Source organism: Methylomicrobium album BG8 (assembly GCF_000214275.2).
Lineage (GTDB): Bacteria > Pseudomonadota > Gammaproteobacteria > Methylococcales > Methylomonadaceae > Methylomicrobium > Methylomicrobium agile.
Genome location: NZ_CM001475.1, coordinates 1,489,981 through 1,508,306 on the forward strand (window position 1 = coordinate 1,489,981; position 18,326 = coordinate 1,508,306).

At 55.5% G+C, this 18,326-nt stretch carries 21 protein-coding genes; 6 read left to right on the top strand and 15 right to left on the bottom strand.

What is annotated here, in order from left to right; all coding sequences use genetic code 11:
• Positions 1–165: 165 nt before the first annotated feature.
• Positions 166–1,137 carry a MerR family transcriptional regulator gene (locus METAL_RS06445; protein ID WP_005370750.1) on the bottom strand — a complete coding sequence of 324 codons (972 nt, stop codon included), beginning with the start codon at positions 1,135–1,137 and terminating at the stop codon, positions 166–168.
• A 191-nt stretch (positions 1,138–1,328) separates the two neighbouring features.
• Here METAL_RS06445 and METAL_RS06450 point away from each other — a divergent pair, with 191 nt between their 5' ends.
• The 3 genes from METAL_RS06450 (at position 1,329) to METAL_RS06460 (ending at position 3,374) form a co-directional block, all read left to right on the top strand.
• Entirely contained in the window at positions 1,329–2,390 is a 1,062-nt protein-coding gene (locus tag METAL_RS06450; protein ID WP_005370753.1) for an NAD(P)/FAD-dependent oxidoreductase, read from the top strand.
• A complete protein-coding gene (gene mnmM, locus METAL_RS06455) occupies positions 2,383–2,943 on the top strand; it encodes a tRNA 5-(aminomethyl)-2-thiouridylate-methyltransferase MnmM (RefSeq protein ID WP_245549485.1) in 561 nt (186 codons plus the stop codon). Before METAL_RS06450 ends, mnmM begins: the two co-directional genes overlap by 8 nt.
• A gap of 89 nt (positions 2,944–3,032) precedes the next feature.
• Complete coding sequence (locus METAL_RS06460) at positions 3,033–3,374, top strand: DUF2956 domain-containing protein (RefSeq protein WP_005370757.1); 342 nt, start codon at positions 3,033–3,035, stop codon at positions 3,372–3,374.
• 92 nt (positions 3,375–3,466) lie between these two features.
• On the opposite strand, the gene tatC is transcribed toward METAL_RS06460, so the two are convergent.
• The 9 genes from tatC to hisB all read right to left on the bottom strand — a co-directional run bounded on the left by tatC (position 3,467) and on the right by hisB (position 8,520).
• Positions 3,467–4,234 carry a twin-arginine translocase subunit TatC gene (tatC, locus tag METAL_RS06465; protein WP_005370759.1) on the bottom strand — a complete coding sequence of 256 codons (768 nt, stop codon included), beginning with the start codon at positions 4,232–4,234 and terminating at the stop codon, positions 3,467–3,469.
• Entirely contained in the window at positions 4,224–4,550 is a 327-nt protein-coding gene (gene tatB, locus METAL_RS06470; RefSeq protein ID WP_005370761.1) for a Sec-independent protein translocase protein TatB, read from the bottom strand. Before tatB ends, tatC begins: the two co-directional genes overlap by 11 nt.
• A gap of 2 nt (positions 4,551–4,552) precedes the next feature.
• Positions 4,553–4,765, bottom strand: a complete 213-nt coding sequence (gene tatA / locus METAL_RS06475) for a twin-arginine translocase TatA/TatE family subunit (RefSeq protein WP_005370763.1) — start codon at positions 4,763–4,765, stop codon at positions 4,553–4,555.
• Between the two features lie 163 nt (positions 4,766–4,928).
• On the bottom strand, positions 4,929–5,246 hold the full coding sequence (locus tag METAL_RS06480) for a phosphoribosyl-ATP diphosphatase (RefSeq protein WP_005370764.1): 318 nt from the start codon (positions 5,244–5,246) through the stop codon (positions 4,929–4,931).
• A complete protein-coding gene (gene hisI / locus METAL_RS06485) occupies positions 5,243–5,635 on the bottom strand; it encodes a phosphoribosyl-AMP cyclohydrolase (protein ID WP_005370765.1) in 393 nt (130 codons plus the stop codon). The genes METAL_RS06480 and hisI overlap by 4 nt, the downstream gene beginning before the upstream one ends.
• A complete protein-coding gene (gene hisF / locus METAL_RS06490; protein ID WP_005370766.1) occupies positions 5,632–6,408 on the bottom strand; it encodes an imidazole glycerol phosphate synthase subunit HisF in 777 nt (258 codons plus the stop codon). The genes hisI and hisF overlap by 4 nt, the downstream gene beginning before the upstream one ends.
• A 5-nt stretch (positions 6,409–6,413) precedes the next feature.
• On the bottom strand, positions 6,414–7,145 hold the full coding sequence (gene hisA / locus METAL_RS06495; protein WP_005370767.1) for a 1-(5-phosphoribosyl)-5-[(5-phosphoribosylamino)methylideneamino]imidazole-4-carboxamide isomerase: 732 nt from the start codon (positions 7,143–7,145) through the stop codon (positions 6,414–6,416).
• Between the two features lie 64 nt (positions 7,146–7,209).
• Complete coding sequence (hisH, locus tag METAL_RS06500; protein WP_005370768.1) at positions 7,210–7,845, bottom strand: imidazole glycerol phosphate synthase subunit HisH; 636 nt, start codon at positions 7,843–7,845, stop codon at positions 7,210–7,212.
• An 81-nt stretch (positions 7,846–7,926) separates the two neighbouring features.
• On the bottom strand, positions 7,927–8,520 hold the full coding sequence (gene hisB / locus METAL_RS06505) for an imidazoleglycerol-phosphate dehydratase HisB (RefSeq protein WP_005370770.1): 594 nt from the start codon (positions 8,518–8,520) through the stop codon (positions 7,927–7,929).
• Between the two features lie 522 nt (positions 8,521–9,042).
• On the opposite strand from hisB, the gene METAL_RS06510 reads away from it, so the two are divergent.
• A complete protein-coding gene (locus METAL_RS06510) occupies positions 9,043–11,004 on the top strand; it encodes a PAS domain S-box protein (protein ID WP_005370772.1) in 1,962 nt (653 codons plus the stop codon).
• Between the two features lie 436 nt (positions 11,005–11,440).
• Entirely contained in the window at positions 11,441–12,457 is a 1,017-nt protein-coding gene (locus tag METAL_RS06515) for a sterol desaturase family protein (protein ID WP_005370774.1), read from the top strand.
• A 68-nt stretch (positions 12,458–12,525) separates the two neighbouring features.
• Here the strand turns inward: METAL_RS06515 and METAL_RS06520 are convergent, their stop codons facing one another.
• The 5 genes from METAL_RS06520 to METAL_RS06540 all read right to left on the bottom strand — a co-directional run bounded on the left by METAL_RS06520 (position 12,526) and on the right by METAL_RS06540 (position 17,183).
• Positions 12,526–13,899, bottom strand: coding sequence for a class II fumarate hydratase (locus METAL_RS06520; RefSeq protein WP_005370777.1), 1,374 nt, complete (start codon positions 13,897–13,899; stop codon positions 12,526–12,528).
• Between the two features lie 615 nt (positions 13,900–14,514).
• Positions 14,515–14,994 (bottom strand): cupin domain-containing protein, encoded by a 480-nt coding sequence (locus METAL_RS06525; protein WP_005370779.1) that lies wholly within the window; start codon positions 14,992–14,994, stop codon positions 14,515–14,517.
• Between the two features lie 32 nt (positions 14,995–15,026).
• A complete protein-coding gene (locus tag METAL_RS06530; protein ID WP_005370781.1) occupies positions 15,027–15,383 on the bottom strand; it encodes a nuclear transport factor 2 family protein in 357 nt (118 codons plus the stop codon).
• 87 nt (positions 15,384–15,470) lie between these two features.
• Positions 15,471–16,271 (bottom strand): SAM-dependent methyltransferase, encoded by an 801-nt coding sequence (locus METAL_RS06535; RefSeq protein ID WP_245549486.1) that lies wholly within the window; start codon positions 16,269–16,271, stop codon positions 15,471–15,473.
• A 141-nt stretch (positions 16,272–16,412) separates the two neighbouring features.
• The gene (locus tag METAL_RS06540; protein WP_005370785.1) at positions 16,413–17,183 is read right to left on the bottom strand and encodes a class I SAM-dependent methyltransferase; all 771 of its coding nucleotides are present in this window, start codon (positions 17,181–17,183) and stop codon (positions 16,413–16,415) included.
• Between the two features lie 110 nt (positions 17,184–17,293).
• Between METAL_RS06540 and METAL_RS06545 the strand changes: the two genes are divergently transcribed.
• A complete protein-coding gene (locus METAL_RS06545) occupies positions 17,294–18,130 on the top strand; it encodes a helix-turn-helix transcriptional regulator (protein WP_005370792.1) in 837 nt (278 codons plus the stop codon).
• Positions 18,131–18,326: the final 196 nt, after the last annotated feature.

Here is an 18,326-nt window from a genome sequence, read left to right on the forward strand (position 1 = left end):
TTATCCCGGATAGGCGAGGTGATTCCGGTCGAAGCGAGAAGATCGGCCCTTCCCCTGACTCCGGAATAAGCCGAACCGTATGGATGTGTTTTCAAAACCAGAGTTTCTGCCAAGGCGCTTTAAAGTAGAGGATGGGCAACGCTGAGTCGCCCATCGAGTCTAATTTTATGCGCGCTTTTTGCCTTTCTGGATTTCCAGTTCGTCAAGATAACTTCGAAAATGCGCGAAGTTCTGCATTTTGACCACGCCGACTTCATTCAGTATGGATTCGTAATGGGGGGCTGCACGGCCTCCCACGATGATTGCAACGTCAATGCCTACCAGTTTCCTTAGCTTTCTCAGTTCTTTCGGCACCACATTGTCGCCTGCGTAGGAACTGACGCTGAGCGTAACGGCTGCCGCATCGGTAAATTTGGCCGCGGCCGCGATTTCTTCAGCCGGTAGATTCGCGCCTAAATAGGTGACTTGCCAACCTTTCAATTCGGCGATAATAGCCGCCAGCAGTGCGCCGAGTTCGTGCAATTGGCCGACGGGCGTGGTAACGACCATTTTGGGCGCTGAAGGCGGGCAGGGTGCATTGTTACGCAATAAATAGATCAGCGAGCGAATGATCGAAGAGGCCATATGTTCGTGCACGGGCCGAAGTTCGCCGGTTTTACAGCGCTCGCTGATCAGGATAAACAAAGGATCCAGCAAATTTTCGATAAAATTCTGGATGCCGAATTCGACGATTGCGTTTTCGAAGTGCGATTCCAGGGTTTTGCCGTCGAATGCGATGACAGCCGCATAGCACTTGTGGATATATTCTTCCGCTAACGCTTTGTTGGGATGCACAGGCGTAATCGGGATCAGTTTGGTCGGCATTACTGCCTCTTCGGCTTGCAGTAATTTTTTCAGCTCATCGAGCGAGTAGTGGGCAATGCGGCTGATGTTGTGGCCATGGGTCGTGGCCTGATTCAGGAGCGTCAGGCGGGTAATGTCCTGTTCGGTATAAATGCGATGCCCCCCGGCCGTGCGGGTTGGAGTGACCGCCTGATAGCGCCGCTCCCAGGCTCTGACCAGTTCGGTTTTGATGCCGGATCGTTTGGCGACAGTGCTGATCGAATACTGTTCCGGATTGTCCTTAATATCAGTCATATCGGTCGGTGAGTAAGAAGATTAGGCATCAGGCGGCTGAAATTCCATGCCTATCGTTCAATTATAGTGTAAGTTATTGATATTTAAAAAGCGTTGGCGATTGTTCAGGCATTATACCATCATGTTGAACAAAAGTTAGACGAATCTTGGATTTCGCTCTGTATGTTGAATCTAAGAGCACCGGTTTGTTTATGAAAAAACGGATTGATTTTTTGATTGTCGGATTCGGCCTTGCCGGCGGCTTGCTGGCCTGGGAGCTCATGCGGCGCGGCGGCAGCGTTCTGGTCGTCGACCGCGGAGATCTCAATGCTTCGCAAGTGGCGGCCGGTCTGATTAATCCGCTCACCGGCCGCCGCTTCGTCAAAACCGAAGAGGTCGACCGATTATTGCCTGCCGCGAAAGATTTTTACCAGGTAATCGCCGAGGCGTTCGGCCGGTCTTTTTTTATCGAAAAGCCGATGCGCCGCGTGTTCTGCAGCAGCGTCGAGGCCGTTCATTGCCGGAAACGGCTTCAGGATGACGCGTACCGGCCTTATTTAGGCAATATATACTCTTCCACGGCAAGCGGCGAAGGTTATCCGGGGTATCTGGAGCAGAAACAGACCGGCTATTTGCTGATCCGGCCGTTATTGGCCCGCCTGCAGGAATTCTTGCAAAGTCGTCAGGCTTATCTACAGGCCGCTTTAGACTATCGGGAGATTCGCCTGGATGCCGAACCCGGCTGGCGGGATTTCAGCATTCGGAAAGTGATATTTTGCGAAGGGTTTCATATGCGGGATAATCCCTGGTTTTCGTGGCTGCCGCTGCAGCCTGCCAAAGGCGAAATCCTGACTCTTGAGCACCACCTTGCCATACCCGACCGGATGTTGAACGACGGCCATTGGCTGATCCCGATCGGTGACAGGCGGGTACGCATCGGCGCAACCTTCGATCACGGCAATGTCGATACGCATGTCACCTCTGCCGCGAGAATGGAATTGGCTGAAGCGGGGGAGAGGCTTTTTGCCGGCTTGCGGAATGCCGGCCCGATCGCGCACGAGGCGGGTGTCCGCCCGTGTACGATGGACAGGCGGCCTTTTGTCGGCAGCCATCCGCGTTATTCTTATTTGAGTATTTTCAACGGGTTCGGCACGAAAGGCAGTCTGTCCATTCCGTGGCATTGCCGCCGTTTTGCCGATTATCTGTTAACGGGCGAAGCCTTGCCCGAACGTTGCGATATTAGACGCTATGAAAAAACGCATTTCTTTGGTTGATATAGCGCATCAACTGGTCGGTGCGCGGCTCTACCCGGGTGCGGTCGCCGTCGATGCGACGGTCGGGAACGGTTATGATACGCTGTTTCTGTTACAGAAAGTCGCGCCGGCGGGCAGGGTCTACGGTTTCGATATTCAACAGTTGGCTCTTGAATCAGTGCAAGATAGAATGGCAAACCCTGATTTTCGGGATTGCCTAACCCTGTTTCATCGCAGTCATGCCGAAATGGATGAAATGCTGCCTCAGGCGCAGCATGGCCTGGTCAGCGCCGTGATGTTCAATCTCGGCTATTTGCCCGGTGGCGATAAATCGGTAATCACCCGGGCCGAGTCGACATTGGCGGCGTTATCGGCCGCAAGCCGGCTGCTGAGTCCTGAAGGAATCATCACGATCGTCGCCTATCCCGGCCATGTCGGCGGCGCACAGGAATGCGAACAGGTCCGGCAGTGGTGTGCGCGGCTGGACTCCGGACGCTTTGAATTTGAGCTGATCGAGGCTAAACCGGATGATCGGGCCGCCCCCCGGCTTTTTGCGGTGAACCGGAAGTTTTAAGCGCCGCCGATGGTTTTTTGCTGCGGCATGCTGTCAAGCGAAGCCGGCAGATCTGTTTGATAAAATATATTTCCCTTCCCGTACACCTTATGGCCAACAAAAATTATCAAAAACCTTCACCGCAAACCCAGGAAGAGGCGATGAAAATCGCCCGGGCTACCCAGCGGCCGGCGCAGACGAAAGAACAGACCAAACTGATCGCCCAAGGCATCCAGAAAGGCATTGAGCAGTATAAAAAACAGCAAAAGGAAAAATCCCGCGAACTGAACAAGCGACGCAAGAAAGCCGCGCATTCGAGCGGGCCGGAATCCGAGCAAGCGGAAACCGGCCCGTCGACCCGAGAAACGATCGTTTACGGACAGCACTGGCTGCCCTGGTTGCTGCTCGGATTGACCTGGCTTGGTATCGGCGTTTACCGGATGATGCGCTGAAAGGCCGCCACTCTCTCCGGATCGTTCAGCAGAGTTAAAGGGTTGAATCAGACCTGCCAGGTCTTCATCGGCAAGTGATGGCCCACCCTGCCTCAGGAAGAGGTCAGTTGCTTGTCTGAATCGGAGGCGGGTTTGGGCGCAAACAGCCGGGAGCACAACAAGCCCGCTTCGAACAGTAGCCACATCGGTACCGCCAGTAAGGTCTGCGAAATCACGTCGGGCGGGGTCAGCACCATCCCGATCACGAAAGCGCCGACAATCACATAGGGGCGCTGTTCGGCAAGGTTGCGCGGCGTCACGAGGCCGGCCCAGACCAATACGACCGTAAAAATCGGTACTTCGAAACAAATGCCGAAAGCGAAAAACAGGGTCAGCACGAAGTCGAGATAGTGGCTGATGTCGGTCATCACGGTCACGCCGGCGGGCGCGACCGCGGTCAAAAACTGGAACATCAGCGGAAACACGGCGAAATACGCGAACGCGACGCCGAGAAAGAACAGCAGGGTGCTGGCGATCAGCAGCGGCAGGATGAAGCGCCGTTCGTGCTGATAGAGTCCCGGCGCGACGAAGGCCCAGAACTGGTACAGCAGATACGGAATCGAGATGAAGATCGCGACGACCAGCGCCAATTTAAAGGGTGTAAAGAACGGCGAGGCGACTTCGATTGCGATCATGCTGCTGTTGGCGGGCATGTACTTCATGAGCGGGCCTGCCAGCAGCGCATAAATATCGTTTGCGTAATAGCTGAGCGCCAGGAAGACCACCAGCACGAAGATGACTCCCCGCAGCAGGCGGTTGCGCAGTTCGATCAAATGGCCCAGGAAAGGCATTTCCTGGCCGTCGTTCGGGTTATTTTTCATGATGCTGCTCTGCGTCCGGCTTCAGGCTGTCTTGCGGCAGACTTTCGAGAGAGGATGGGAACGAACGGGCGGCGCCGCGGGTTTCATCGATCAGGTTTTGCAGTTCTTTCAAGTCGTCCTGTTCTTGTAAAGCCTGCCGCATTTCCTCGGCATGAAGCTCGGCGCTGATTTCGGCCTTGGCGGCGGCAATCATCCGCCGGGTCTTGCCGATCCAGTAGCCTGCAACCCGGGCGACTTTGGGAAGCCGCTCCGGCCCGATCACCAGCAGGCTGACCAGCCCGACCATGACGATTTCGGAAAAGCCTATTTCGAACATCGTCAGGTTTTTTCCTGATGTTTGGCGACCGTTTCGCCTTCGATCGGCGGCTTGTCCTCGGCTGGAAGCGTCGGATTGTCCTGGTCCTTGACCGCGTTACGAAAGCCTTTGATGGCCGCGCCCAGGTCGGAGCCGACATTGCGCAACCGTTTGGTGCCGAATAGCACCACCACGATCAGCAACAAGACTAATAATTCGGAAATGCTGATGCCCATGGGCTAACCTCTTTCAGACAGGTGGGAATGATGATTGGATTTCCGGTATTGCCGCCGTTGGCACGGGATTCATTCAAGGAAGCCCCGGTGCCATTATCGTGAAAAGGGATATCGAAGGCCGGGCGGACAGTTTTTCGAATCCGTACCGCAGTGAAATTTCGGCTTATTTTTGCCGCTGTGCCTTTTCTTCGATGCCCGACAGTCCGAAACGGCGCTGCAGCTCGTTCAACACATCGTCCGGCCCCAGTCCTTGTTGGGCCAGCAGCACCATGCAGTGAAACCACAAATCGGCCGTTTCGTAGACGATTTGCTGCTTGTCGCCGCCTTTCGCGGCGATCACCGTTTCGGTCGCTTCCTCGCCGATCTTTTTCAGGATCGTGTCGAGCCCCTTTGCGTAAAGGCTCGCGACATAGGATTTCTCCGCCGATTGCTGTTTGCGCTGTTCCAGCACGTCCGCCAGTTGCCGCAGTATTTCGCTCATGATATTCGATAGATAGCTTCGGGATCTTTCAGTACCGGTTCGACCGGCTGCCATCGATCACCCTGCAGTTGCCGGTAAAAGCAGCTTTCACGTCCGGTATGACAGGCAATGCCGCCTTGCTGTTCAATTTTGAGCAAAACGACGTCTTCGTCGCAATCGAGGTAGATGCCGAGCACTTTTTGCCGGTGGCCGGATTCTTCGCCCTTGCGCCACAACTTGTTCCGCGACCTGGACCAATACACCGCGTAGCCTTCGGCGGCCGTCAGGCGCAGCGATTCGCGGTTCATCCAGGCGAACATCAATATTTTGCCGCTGTCCGCCTGCTGGGCGATCGCCGGCACCAAGTCGTCGGCGGTCCAGCGGATTTCGTCGAGCCAGGCTTCGTTCATGTCAGCCTTACCTCGATCCCGCGCGCGGCCATGTGCGCTTTGGCCTGTTGAATCGAATATTCGGCGAAATGGAAGATGCTGGCGGCCAGCACCGCATCGGCCTTGCCTTCGACAATGCCGTCCACCAAATGATCCAGATTGCCGACGCCGCCCGAGGCGATCACCGGAACGGTGACCGCTTCGCTGATCGCGCGGGTCAATGGCAGGTCAAAACCTTCGCGGGTGCCGTCCCGGTCCATGCTGGTCAGCAGGATTTCGCCGGCGCCGTAATCGACCATCTTTTTTGCCCAGCCGATCGCTTCGATGCCGGTCGGTTTGCGGCCGCCGTGCGTAAAGATTTCCCAACGGTTTGGTTCGTCGGAGGCGGAGACTTTTTTCGCGTCGATCGCGACGACGATACACTGCGAACCGAAGCGTTCGGCCGCTTCGCGTACGAACTCGGGATTGAACACGGCCGCGCTGTTGATGCCGACCTTGTCCGCGCCGGCGTTCAGCATCCGGCGGATGTCGTCGAGCGTGCGGATGCCGCCGCCGACCGTCAAGGGAATGAAAACTTCGCCGGCGACCTGTTCGACCACATGCACCATCGTGGCGCGGTTGTCGTGGGTTGCGGTAATGTCCAGAAAAGTGATTTCATCCGCGCCTTCGCGGTCGTAGCGCCGGGCGATTTCGACCGGATCGCCGGCGTCGCGGATATCGACGAACTTGACGCCCTTGACGACGCGGCCGTTGTCGACGTCCAGGCAGGGAATGATGCGTTTGGCAAGGCTCATAATGATTAGAATGATTCGGCCAGTTTTTCCGCTTCGGCGAAATCAAGCGTGCCTTCGTAGATCGCGCGGCCGGTAATCGCACCGATCACGCCGTCGACGGCAATCTCTCCGAGCGCGCGGATGTCGTCGATATTGGTGATGCCGCCCGAGGCGATTACCGGAATCCGGATCGCGCGCGCAAGCCGCGCAGTGGCTTCGATGTTCACGCCGGACATCATGCCGTCGCGCGAAATATCGGTGTAGATGATCGCTTCGACGCCGTCTTCCTCGAAATGCTGGGCGAGGTCGATCACGTCATGGCGGGACAGTTTGGACCAGCCGTCGATCGCGACCTTGCCGCCTTTCGCGTCGAGTCCGACGATGATCCGGCGCGGATATTCGATCGCCATGTCGCGGACGAAATGCGGCGCATTGACCGCCTTGGTGCCGATGATCACGTATTCGACGCCCGCATTCAGATAAGCCTGAACCGTCTCTTCGTCCCGGATGCCGCCGCCGATTTGAATCGGTATGTCCGGAAAGGCTTCGACGATCGCATGAATCACGTCCGCATTGCGCGGTTTGCCCGCGAACGCGCCGTCCAGATCGACCAGATGCAGCCGTCTGGCGCCCAGGCCGACCCAGCGGCCCGCGACTGCGACCGGATCCTCGGAGAATACCGTATCGTCTTCCATACGCCCCTGCCGCAAACGGACACATTTGCCTTCTTTCAGGTCAATAGCAGGTATCAACAACATACGCGGATTTCCTCAACAGCAATTTTTATAATAATTAATGAAAGATCAGTAAGATAAAAGTCAATCAACAGGACCAGCGCAAAAAGTTGCGCAGCAGCTGCAAGCCGGCCGTCTGGCTCTTTTCGGGGTGAAACTGCACCGCGAAAATATTGTCCTGCGCCAGTGCGCAGGCGAAAGTTTCGGGGTAGGCGCTGGTGGCGGACGTCGTATTGGCATCGTCGGGCCGGGCGTAATAGCTGTGTACGAAGTAGAACCGGCTGTCCTGCGGAATGTCCTGCCATAGAGCGTGCGGGATCTGATGGACCTGGTTCCAGCCCATATGCGGAATTTTGAGCGCATGGCCGTCGCTGTCGGCCAGATTCTCGGCGAAACGGACCACATGCCCCGGAATCAGGCTCAAGCCCGGAGTGCCGCCGTTTTCCTCGCTGTCAGTCAACAACGCCTGCATTCCGAGGCAAATGCCCAGCAGCGGCTTGGCTTCGGCGACCCGGCGAATCACCGCGTCCAGTCCGCTTTCGTTCAAGGCGCGCATGCAGTCGCGGATCGCGCCGACACCGGGGAAAACCACCCGGTCCGCGCCGAGAATGGTTTCGGAGTCGGCGGTGCAGATCACTTCGGTTTCAGGATCGGCATGCTGCAAGGCTTTGACGATGGAATGCAGATTACCCATTCCGTAATCGATAACAGCGACGGATGACATAAGATTAAGACGAAAGGCTCGGACTAAAAGGAAAAAAATTCAGGGATCATTGCCGATAAAATGTGCTGGAGATGCGCGTGGTTAAAGGCTGCCTTTCGTGGAGGGCATGATGCCGGCCATGCGCGGGTCGTGAGCGACCGCCATTCGCAGCGCGCGTCCCAGGGCTTTAAAGATCGTTTCGGCGATGTGATGAGCGTTGACGCCTTTCAAATTGTCGATGTGCAGCGTTACCCCGGCGTGGTTGACGAAACCCTGGAAAAACTCCCTGAACAGATCGACATCGAAGCGTCCGATCATGGCGCGCGGAAATTTGACTTCATAGAAGAGCCCCGGGCGGCCGGACAGATCGATTGCGACACGCGAGAGGGCTTCGTCGAGCGGTACATACGCATGACCATAGCGAACGATGCCCTTCTTGTCGCCGACCGCCTGCGCGAAGGCCTGGCCGAGCGTGATGCCGATGTCTTCGACGGTATGGTGCGCGTCGATTTCGAGATCGCCTTGCGCATCGACCTCGATATCGATCAGGCCGTGCCTGGCGATTTGATCCAGCATGTGGTCCAGAAACGGAACGCCGGTGACAAACCGGGCTTTGCCGGTCCCGTCCAGATTCAGGCTGATCTTGATTTGCGTTTCGAGCGTGTTGCGTTCGACGCGAGCAGTGCGTGGGTCCATGATTCGGTTAAAAGAAGCTATATCGGCCATTTTACTATGAACTGAAGTGTTTTTGCAGCAGTTGTTCGCTTTGACCGCCAATGCCGGTTGGCTGCGGGTCAGAAAAGGAAAACGGCGTCAGCGATTATCCGGCGAATTCAAATGCGAATTAAGAGCTAAAGGCTGTTACGCTGTGAAAGCCCCCCTATAAAATCCCCCCTGCCCCCCTTTTTCAAAGGGGGGATATTGTCTTGCCGGCCCCTTTTTTCAAGGGGGATATTGTCTTGGCCAATGCCGCTTTCTCCCCCCTTTGAAAAAGGGGGGCAGGGGGGATTTGCTTTGCAAATAGTTGCTTAAGCAACGTTGAATGCAGCACTTAATTCGCATTCAAGGATCGGATAGCAAATGGAAGGCGCGGCGGAAGATCGAAAGGAGGCGATTGTGTTATGATCCGAAAAGTTCCGGAACCTAATCTTGCCTTGTTCGACCAGGATTTTTTCACCCAACCAGAAAGTCTCAGCTGAAGTTATCAGGAGAGAACGCTTGCATCAGCCCAATGAACTTCCGAAAGCCAAGATCGTGATTGCCGAATGGGAATGTTCGGACGATGCCTGCGTCTGGCCTCCGCGGATCAAGCACATCAATGTCGCGGCATCCGAGCTTTTGGGCTTCGACGAGAAGGAAGTGGCGGACAAATCTTTCCATCTGCTCTGTCCGGAAAACGAAAATCAACCCTGGCAGCAAGTCTTTTCGCGTTTGCTCGAATCGGGCGACGATCAGTATGTGATCGCCGGCGTGGCGACCCGTAGCGGACGGCTGATCAAATCCCAACTATCGCTGTCGCGCTTGATTACAAAAGATCCGGATTTGATCAATGTATTGATCCTGATCCGGGAATTCGGCAATAAACTTCTTTTGGATGCCACAGGAGAGGAGGAATCCAGGCTTTCTTCCGCGGCCTCGGGAGCGTGCATGGATGTCGAATCGGCGCTGATCGAGAGCGAGAAACGTTTTCGGCAGATGGCCGAGATGACCGGGGAATGGCTTTGGGAACAGGATCCCGACGGTTTCTATATTTACTCCAGCACGGCGGTTTACCAGATCTTGGGTTACCGGCCCGATCAGGTCATCGGCAAGCACTACACCGAATTTTTAACCGCGCAGGACAAGGCCGAGCAACTGTTTTACGCGACCAGCCAGGATCCGTTCTACAGCCTGATCAACCACTACCAGCACCGGGACGGCCATGAAGTGATCACCGAGTCCACCGGCTTGCCGATCGTCGACGCCGGCGGAAAACTGCTTAAGTGGCGCGGCGTCGACCGCGACATTACGGCCCGAAAGCAATTCCAGGATGCCTTGATCGAAAGCGAAAAGCGCATTCGGATGATTATCGAAAGTTCGCTGAATGCGATTGTAATCATGGATGCTCACGGGCTTATCCGGGACTGGAATCAAAAGGCCGAACAGATGTTCGGCTGGAGCCGCGAAGAAGCGCTCGGCCAGCGCCTGGAAGAACTGATCATTCCCGAACGGTTCCGCAGGGCGCATCGGCAGGGCGTGGAGAATTTTTTGCGCAGCGGCGAGGGCCCCGTTTTGAATCGCCTGATCGAACAGACCGCCTTGCGCCGCAGCGGCGCGGAGTTTCCGATCGAACTGAGCATCTCGCCGCTCAGGGAAGGCAATACCTTCATCTTCAGCGGATTCATCCACGATATCAGCGCGCGCAAGGCTGCCGAACAGCAGATTCGCCAGGCTCAGGTCAAACTGGCGGTCGCGCGCAACGAAATCGAGATTGCGCGCAAGATTCAGACGACACTCTCCCCGTCAAGCCCGATCCGCAACGACCAATTCGAAGTCGTGGGCCGCTGTTTGCCGGCCGACCGGGTCGGCGGCGACTATTACGACTATTTCAGCCACGGCGGCCGCCATCTGGAACTGGTGATTGCCGACGTATCGGGCCATGCGATCGGGCCGGCGCTGTTTATGGTCGAGACGCGCAGCGCGATCCGCGCGAATGCGGGCGGGGTCGAGTCGCCGGCGGCGAAGCTGAGCGTGTTGAACAATTTCCTGTTTGAGGATCTCGACAAATCGGACTTCTTCCTGACCCTGTTCTATCTGCAATACGACATCGACAACCGGCTGATCCGTTATGCGAATGCGGGCCATCCTCCGCCTTTATTATGTCGGCAACGCCACCAGACCTGCTTCCCGCTGGATGCCGAGGGTTTGATCGTGGGCGTTACCGAACAGGTCGCTTTTGAAGAGAAATGCCTGCCGCTGGAACCGGGAGACATCATTTTGTTTTACACCGACGGTTTAATCGAAGCCGAAAACGATGGCGGCGATTTTTTCGGAATACAGCGGGTCGAGAACCTGCTGCTCGAACATTGCCGGGACGATCCTGAAGCGCTGATCGATGCTTTTCTGGCTCGCCTGCAGCAGTTTTGCCGGACCGATTCGTTCAAGGATGATATTACGTTGATGGTTTTCAAATGCCGTTGAATCCTGCCTCGCCGGTGCAAAAAAATCGGCGATGCCTTCGCTGAAACGAATACCCGACATTTGCCCGCAGGAACTTTCGGTTCTGATGCAGATCTACAACAATAATTGCACCTAAAACAACAATTCACTCGCACAATGAAGGTGCATGCTGTCATCGGGGGACTGAGCTTTTTATTCTTCTTTTTCAAAAACTTAAGGTCTTGATTTTTAAGTACAAAAAAATCAGGTATTTAAATTTTTGTTGTTTGATTTTTTCCTTAAAAAAATGGCTGCAGTTTTTTATGGCATTGAAATTGCTGTGGACCGTAGTGAGGAAATAGTGGAAGTCCGGCCGAAACCCAGAGGAAAATTTTCATCACTTCGTCACATGCAATAATTAGAATAATTTTGTGATGCACTTTCCATCAAGTTATTTGCGGTAAATTGAGGTAAAGTCATGCTAAACATCATCGAAATTTATTCCACCCTGCAATCCTCTCTGTCGGCCTGGCACATGCAGTTCCCCGACAATTGGCCGTTCGTTTGTGTGATTTTGGGATTTACTCTGCTGTCGTTTGCCGAAGTTCAGCGGCCCACCCTGCCGCAGCGGCCCGAACAAACCCTTGCCGCCTATCGCGTTAATTTGGGACTCTTTGTCGTCAACAGCGTGCTGATGTCTGCTTTGTCGATAACCGGCCTGTGGTTTGCGCTGGAGCATTTTTCCGGAGAAGGCCCGCTGGACGGAATCCGTAGCCACGGCTGGAAAGCGCTGCTGGGCTTTTTGCTGCTGGATTTGCTTTTGTATGCATGGCATCGGGTCTGCCATCGGTTCGACGGATTATGGCTGTTCCACAAGGTCCACCACAGCGATCCCTATCTGAATGTATCGACCGCTTTCAGGATTCATATCGTCGAGATGGTGATGACCACCGTGCTCAAAGCCTTATACATTATCCTGCTCGGCATCGACAAAACGGTCGTATTCGCTTACGAAACGGTCTATCCGCTGTTCGTGATGTTCCACCATACGAATATCGCCTTTCCGGGCGAGAAATGGCTCGGCCAGATGATCGTGACGCCGCATCTGCATCGCGTTCATCATTCGCGCGAACGGTCGGAGCACGACAGTAATTACGGGGCGATCCTTTCGATCTGGGACTGGTTGTTTCTGTCGCGTAAAGAGGTCGAGCCGGCAGCCGTCGGGATCGAGCAAGCGGTGCCGCCAACGGTGTGGGGATTGGTCAAATTCGGTTTCGTGAATACCGCACCGCCGGCACCGGTTCCTGCCTGTGCCGGCGCGGTCACGGTGAATATCCACACCATGATTGCCGAAGCGGCGTACTACAAAGCCGAAAAGCGGGCGTTTTCGCCGGGCTACGAATTATACGACTGGCTCGAAGCGAAGAGGGAAATCCTCAGCCAGATCCAGCGTGACCACAATCAGTTCCAGGGCGATCGCTATATGAATTGTTGATATGCCGTCCGAGTGCAACGGACAGTGCGGCGGGCGAGTAAGCATTAAGTAATCGCTCGCCTGCCGGGTTATTTTCCGACCAGACGGGCCGGATCCAGCAGTTTCTCGAGTTCTCCGCGCGACAGACCGGTCATTTCCGCCGCCACGTCGATGATCGGACGCCGTTGCCGATAAGCGGCCTTCGCAATTTCCGCGGCTTTGCCATAGCCGACGACCGGATTCAACGCGGTCGCCAGCATCGGATTTTTCGCCAGCGGCTCCGCGAGTTTTTCAGTCCGCACCTTGAATTCCTTGATTGCCTTGTCGGCCAGCAGTCGGCAGGCATTGCCGAGTATCTCGATGCTTTGCAGCAGATTGTAGGCGATCACCGGCAGCATCACGTTCAACTGGAAATTGCCGGATGCGCCGGCCAGCGCAATCGCCGCATCGTTGCCGATTATCTGGACGGCGGCCATCGCGGCCGCTTCCGGAATCACCGGATTGACCTTGCCCGGCATGATACTGCTGCCCGGCTGCAAGGCGGGCAGTTCGATCTCTCCAAGGCCCGCCAACGGACCGCTGTTCATCCAGCGCAGGTCGTTCGCGATCTTGAGCAGGCTCACCGCAACCACTTTCAACTGGCCCGATAATTCGACGCTGGCGTCCTGGCAGCTCAGGCTTTCGAAAAACGAGCCGTTCGGACTGAACGGCAGGCCCGTGCCGTTGCGCAACGCCTCCGTAAACCTTGCCGCGAATTCGGGATGTGCGTTGGCGCCGGTGCCGACTGCGGTGCCGCCCTGCGCCAGCCGGTAAATCCTGACCAGCGCCGCCTCGATTCTTTCCCTGCCGTTCCGAATCTGCAGCGCCCAGCCGCCCATCTCCTGGCTCATTCGCAGCGGCAGCGCGTCCATCAAGTGCGTGCGGCCGGTCTTCAGGATTTCGCTAACGGCGGCCGATTTCGTTTCGACCGCTTCGGCCAGATGCGTCAGCGCAGGCAGCAGGTCGCGATGGCAGGCGAGCGCGGCGCTCAGATGAATCGCGGTCGGCATCACGTCGTTGCTGCTTTGGCCGCGGTTCACATGGTCGTTCGGATGAATCTCGACGCCCGCCTTCCGGCTTGCCAGGGACGCAATCACTTCGTTCACGTTCATGTTCGTGCTGGTGCCGGAGCCCGTCTGGAATACGTCGACCGGAAACTGGTCGGCGTGCCGGCCGTCGATAATCTCCTGCGCGGCCTCGACAATCGCCGCGCTCCGCGCTTCATCCAGCTCGCCCAGCTCTGCGTTGATCTCCGCCGCGATTTTCTTGATCAGCGCGATGGCCTGGATGAAGTTTGGCGGCAAAGTCAGGCCGCTGACCGGAAAATTCTCGACCGCGCGCTGCGTTTGCGCGCCGTATAAAGCGGAGGAGGGCACACGGATTTGGCCGAGGCTGTCTTTCTCGATGCGGTAGGATGAGGTCATGGCATAGCCTTATGAAGTGTAAATTGTAGAGTCGATCTGTTGCCAGTTCTTTGAGTGGGTTGCGTCGTGAAGGTTTCCGAAGCCGGCTCCGATGTCTTGTCCGTCGGCCGCATGGATTTGCCTGTCCGGAGTGCAAAGGCATGTTTAAGATTGGCGGAGGGCGCTTGCTGTAAAATCGCCTTTCGGACAAATGATCGGAAAATCGCTATGGCTATTACCCCGTGGGCAACCCGCGCTTTGTTGTTACCCTGCTCGCTGCTGAACGCTTGCGCCGAAATCAAACAGACCGGCAGGGTTGTGGGCCATACCACGCGCGATGTGACTTGCGAAATCGGGCATGGCACGCGCGATGTCGTCAAGGCCATCGGCCATGGAACCCCGGGATGCGGCTCAGGAAATAGGGCATGGCGCCCGGCGCTCGGTCGGCAATCTCAAGGACGAAGTAGATGGCGAGGAAAATTAATTCCCTGATGCGCCAACATTTTTCCGGACGCGTGATTACGTACACCGTCTTTGGCGGCAATAATTCATCGTTCACAAACTCACCGGCAGCATGCGCAGCCGGATGTCCGGTCAAGGTACGGTTAGCCGCCTGGGCGGGCTGCAGTGAAAGCCTCAGTAAGGCGTTCCGTCCTTGTGGGTGAAGTGCCATTTGCCGTCCTTGAGATCGGCTTGAAGATCATCGTCCGGGTACGCGCCCCGGTCTCCGGGGGTTCTATCGCCGATTTCGAGATACACGACGACTTCGGAAGTGTCGTTGATCAAGTGGTGCGCATTGCCCGAGCCGGCCTTAAAGCCGGCGCACATGCCAGGGGCGAGCGGCGTATTGCCCGCGTCCGTTCGCAGCGTCGGGTGGCCGCTGAGGATGTAGATGAACTCGTCCTGTTGGGTGTGACTGTGGCGAAGGGCGGAGACCGCTCGCGGGGCGAGGCGGGTCAAGTTGACGCCAAAGTGGGTGAGCCCGAAGACATCGCCCAGTTGCCGCTTCTCTCTTCCCTTCATCCGCGAGGCAAACGGTTCAGGATAAGTCGAGGGCTTGGTACGCGGGGGCACTTCGTCGGCCTGCACTGCGATGGGGGTCTTAGGATTGCTCATGGGCTGTACTTTTGTGGGGAGGCAAGAAGTTTTTATGGCTCGTAGTGCGCCTGAGCGCGGCAGACCAGGCCGGCTTCATTGAAGTGGAAAACCTCGGCCACACGTTTGCCGGTGGCGCCCATGTAGTGAATGACAATGCTGTTGACCCCAATGAGCGTGCATATGGGCTCGAAACGCAAGTTCGGGAAAAGGGCCAGCGCCTTGGTCCAGTAGGCGCCGACTGCCTGCTTGCCTTGAAGCCGGCCTTCCGGATTGCCGGTCACTTGAATGATAACCGGCGAGGACATTTCGAAATCATCGGTGTAGTGCGCCAGGATGCGCGGTAGGTCATGCGCATTCCAGGCATCGAGCCAGTTCTTGGCGAAGCGTTCTGCGAGTTCTCTGTTCATGGGAGGGGTTGTTGGTTACGGTCTGTACCTGATCTTGCCTTTAGCCGAGCAAGTGCGTTAAACGGCCGCGTTCGCGGGAAGGCTTTATTATACACTTTTTGCCACGAGCATTTTTGTGGCACCTTTTTGGAATTCATAGCCCACTTCGACCAAATCGACACTGATCCCGTCTGCCTCCAATTCGGCGATGACGGGCTTAAGATGCGGTGATGTTTGATTGTCGCTAAGCGATAGAAGAGGATAAACACGGACTTCTTTGGCTATGCGGCACAGCTCTTTCATCGAAAGAATGTGTTGACTCTGATTTACGTGCTCGCTGTATAAGAACAAATAATGCGAACAAAGCGCGATTTCAAATTCACCATCATCGAAAGGAAGCGTGGGCAGGGAAGCATTCAGATAGCGGCCACTCTCTTTTGCTACTCCGTAATCAGCGAGAAAGAGGCGCATCGCCTGCATCCTTACTTTTCCTAGCGCTTCAACATGGGGAATGTGCTTCCAAACATAGTCGTCTTTATTTTTAGAGACTTGCTCGACAACTTGGGAGTACACTTCATCAATTCTCGCTCGAATTTGATTGGCATTAAACCGATAGATCGGGTCAACTGAGATGACATGGCCGTTTTGCTCGGTCAATTCGGCATTGAAAGATGCCGGTCCATCGCCACAGCCAAGGATTTTCTTGCCGAGGTCATGGTTTGAAAGCGAGAACATTGCTTTGTACTCGCTTAACGATCGGCCCCAATGGATGACGCTCGATAATTCCACGATACTTCCTCCTGCATCATTGCAGTTGTCCGGCAATCCCTGCCGGAATGACGTGTTTTCCTTCGTGTTTTCCTTACGAAGGCCATATTCCCAAAGCGAAAATGCTCTAGCCGAGGTCATCTAATACCCGCGTCTAAGAAGCCATTACTTTTTTCACAGGACGTCAGCTAATGTAAAGCGGGCGTCCTGTGAATCGGATTGATGACAGGATGGGGATTTCCCCCTGTTACGGATCAGTTATTCGGCCGGATTTCCATTTTATCAGGAATCAAGGCATCCCCATAATAAGCCAGTCTGAATCGTAAAAGACCCATCCTCCTCGATAGCCAGTGCTTCGCGTACTTCTCGTGGCGCCTCGATTTGAATCTCCCGGATCATCGCCACCTTCGACGGCGGCGTACGGATGGTCGCCACCCAGGAGGCGAACTCGAGACGCACAGGCCAACGTGAGTGTTCGAGCAAGGCAAAGCCCGCCTCTTGAAAATGGCGTCGCCACTCCGCTTCGGAACGATCGCGGACGTGCGAGCGGTCGTGGAGCAATTCGAGCGCCTGAAGGTGTGAATCAACCAGCGGGTCGGAAAACGTCTCGACGTCAATGACCAGGATATATCCGTCCGGTCGCAGTACCCGCCGCATTTCTGCCAATGCCCGATCAAGACCGACCCAATGATGGGCACTGTAGCGCGTGGCCACCAAGCAGAAGGATGCATCGGGAAAAGGCAGCTCCTCGGCATTGCCCTGCTTCGTTTCAATGTTGGCGAGCTCTTTCTGGCCGGCCGCTTCACGTACGGTAGCGAGCATGCTTTCGGAGGGATCCAGGGCAACGATGCGTGAGACCAATGGAGATAAAGCGAAGCTCAGGTGGCCCGCTCCACAGCCGATATCGAGCCCTACACCGGTTCTGGGAATGGCCTGTTTAACGAGGGCTTGCGCCCTGACAAGATCGTTGCCTTGGGCATGAACCGCGCTGGTCAGATAAGCCTTGGCCTGTGGGTCGAATTGCTCATGAACTGATTGGCGATGTGTCATCATCGTAAATACTCCGTAGAAAGGAAAGAGCCTTTACGATAAAATGAAAAATATCATGGTACAAGATAATAGTTTATCCTATTATATAGGTTACCCGACAGACGAACGCCATTGTGAAACACGGCAACGATTTCGATAAACACGACAACCAAGCCAGCGCGCTTGGCGACTTTCTGCGAGCGGCACGCGAACGCTTAGCGCCTGAAGACTTCGGCTTGTCCAAAGGACAGCGCCGTAGAACTAAAGGCTTGCGGCGCGAAGAGGTCGCCGATTTGTGCGGCATTAGCACGACTTGGTACACTTGGATGGAACAAGGCAGAACCACAGCGATCTCGGTTGCCACTCTGGCCGAGCTAGCAACCGGCTTGCGGCTTACAGAAGCGGAACGCGCCTACCTGTTTCAACTCGCGGGCCGTACCGATCCGGCGCTTCCTCATGAAAAGCACGAAGGGCCTGCGCCTTACGAAGCGCTCGTCGCAGCCATCCGCTCGCCAGCCTATATACTCGATCGCTATTGGGATGCTATTGCCTGGAATCAGGCAGCGGCCAAACTATTTTGCGACTGGTTAGTTTCGCCATTAGGTCAAAGAGAAAAGTTTGCCCCCAATTTGTTGCGCTATGTTTTTCTTCACTCCAACGCGCCAAATTTGATCCTGGATTGGGAAGAACGCGCTTGGCGCCTCGTGGCTGAATATCGCGCCGATAGCGCCGGTTTGCGCCATGACGCCGTACACCAAGCGCTGGTTGATGAGCTCCAAGCAGTTAGTCCGGTTTTCAAGGAGGCTTGGCGATCCCAGAAAGTGCTTGCTCGCGAAGGGGGAAGTCGGGGTTTCTTGCTTCCGAAAGAAGGCAAACGCTTCTATTGGCAGTACACATTACGGATGGCCCAGCAAAACGAGATCAAACTCGTCGTACTGCATCCACAGGATTGCGATGAAGGGTTTTATTGAGGCCGTTTAGCATCTTGCATTTCTATCGAGCTATCCTACGGTAGGAAATGCCAGATAATCGGTTTTCCAAAGCAAAGGCGGAGCTTTTTTTATATGTCGGCTGCCAATCCTTAGCTTTGAAATTTTCATTATTTATGTCAAAGATCCCTATAGCGTGTGGCACAATTAATGAAAAACCACTTTAAGGAAGCTCTGA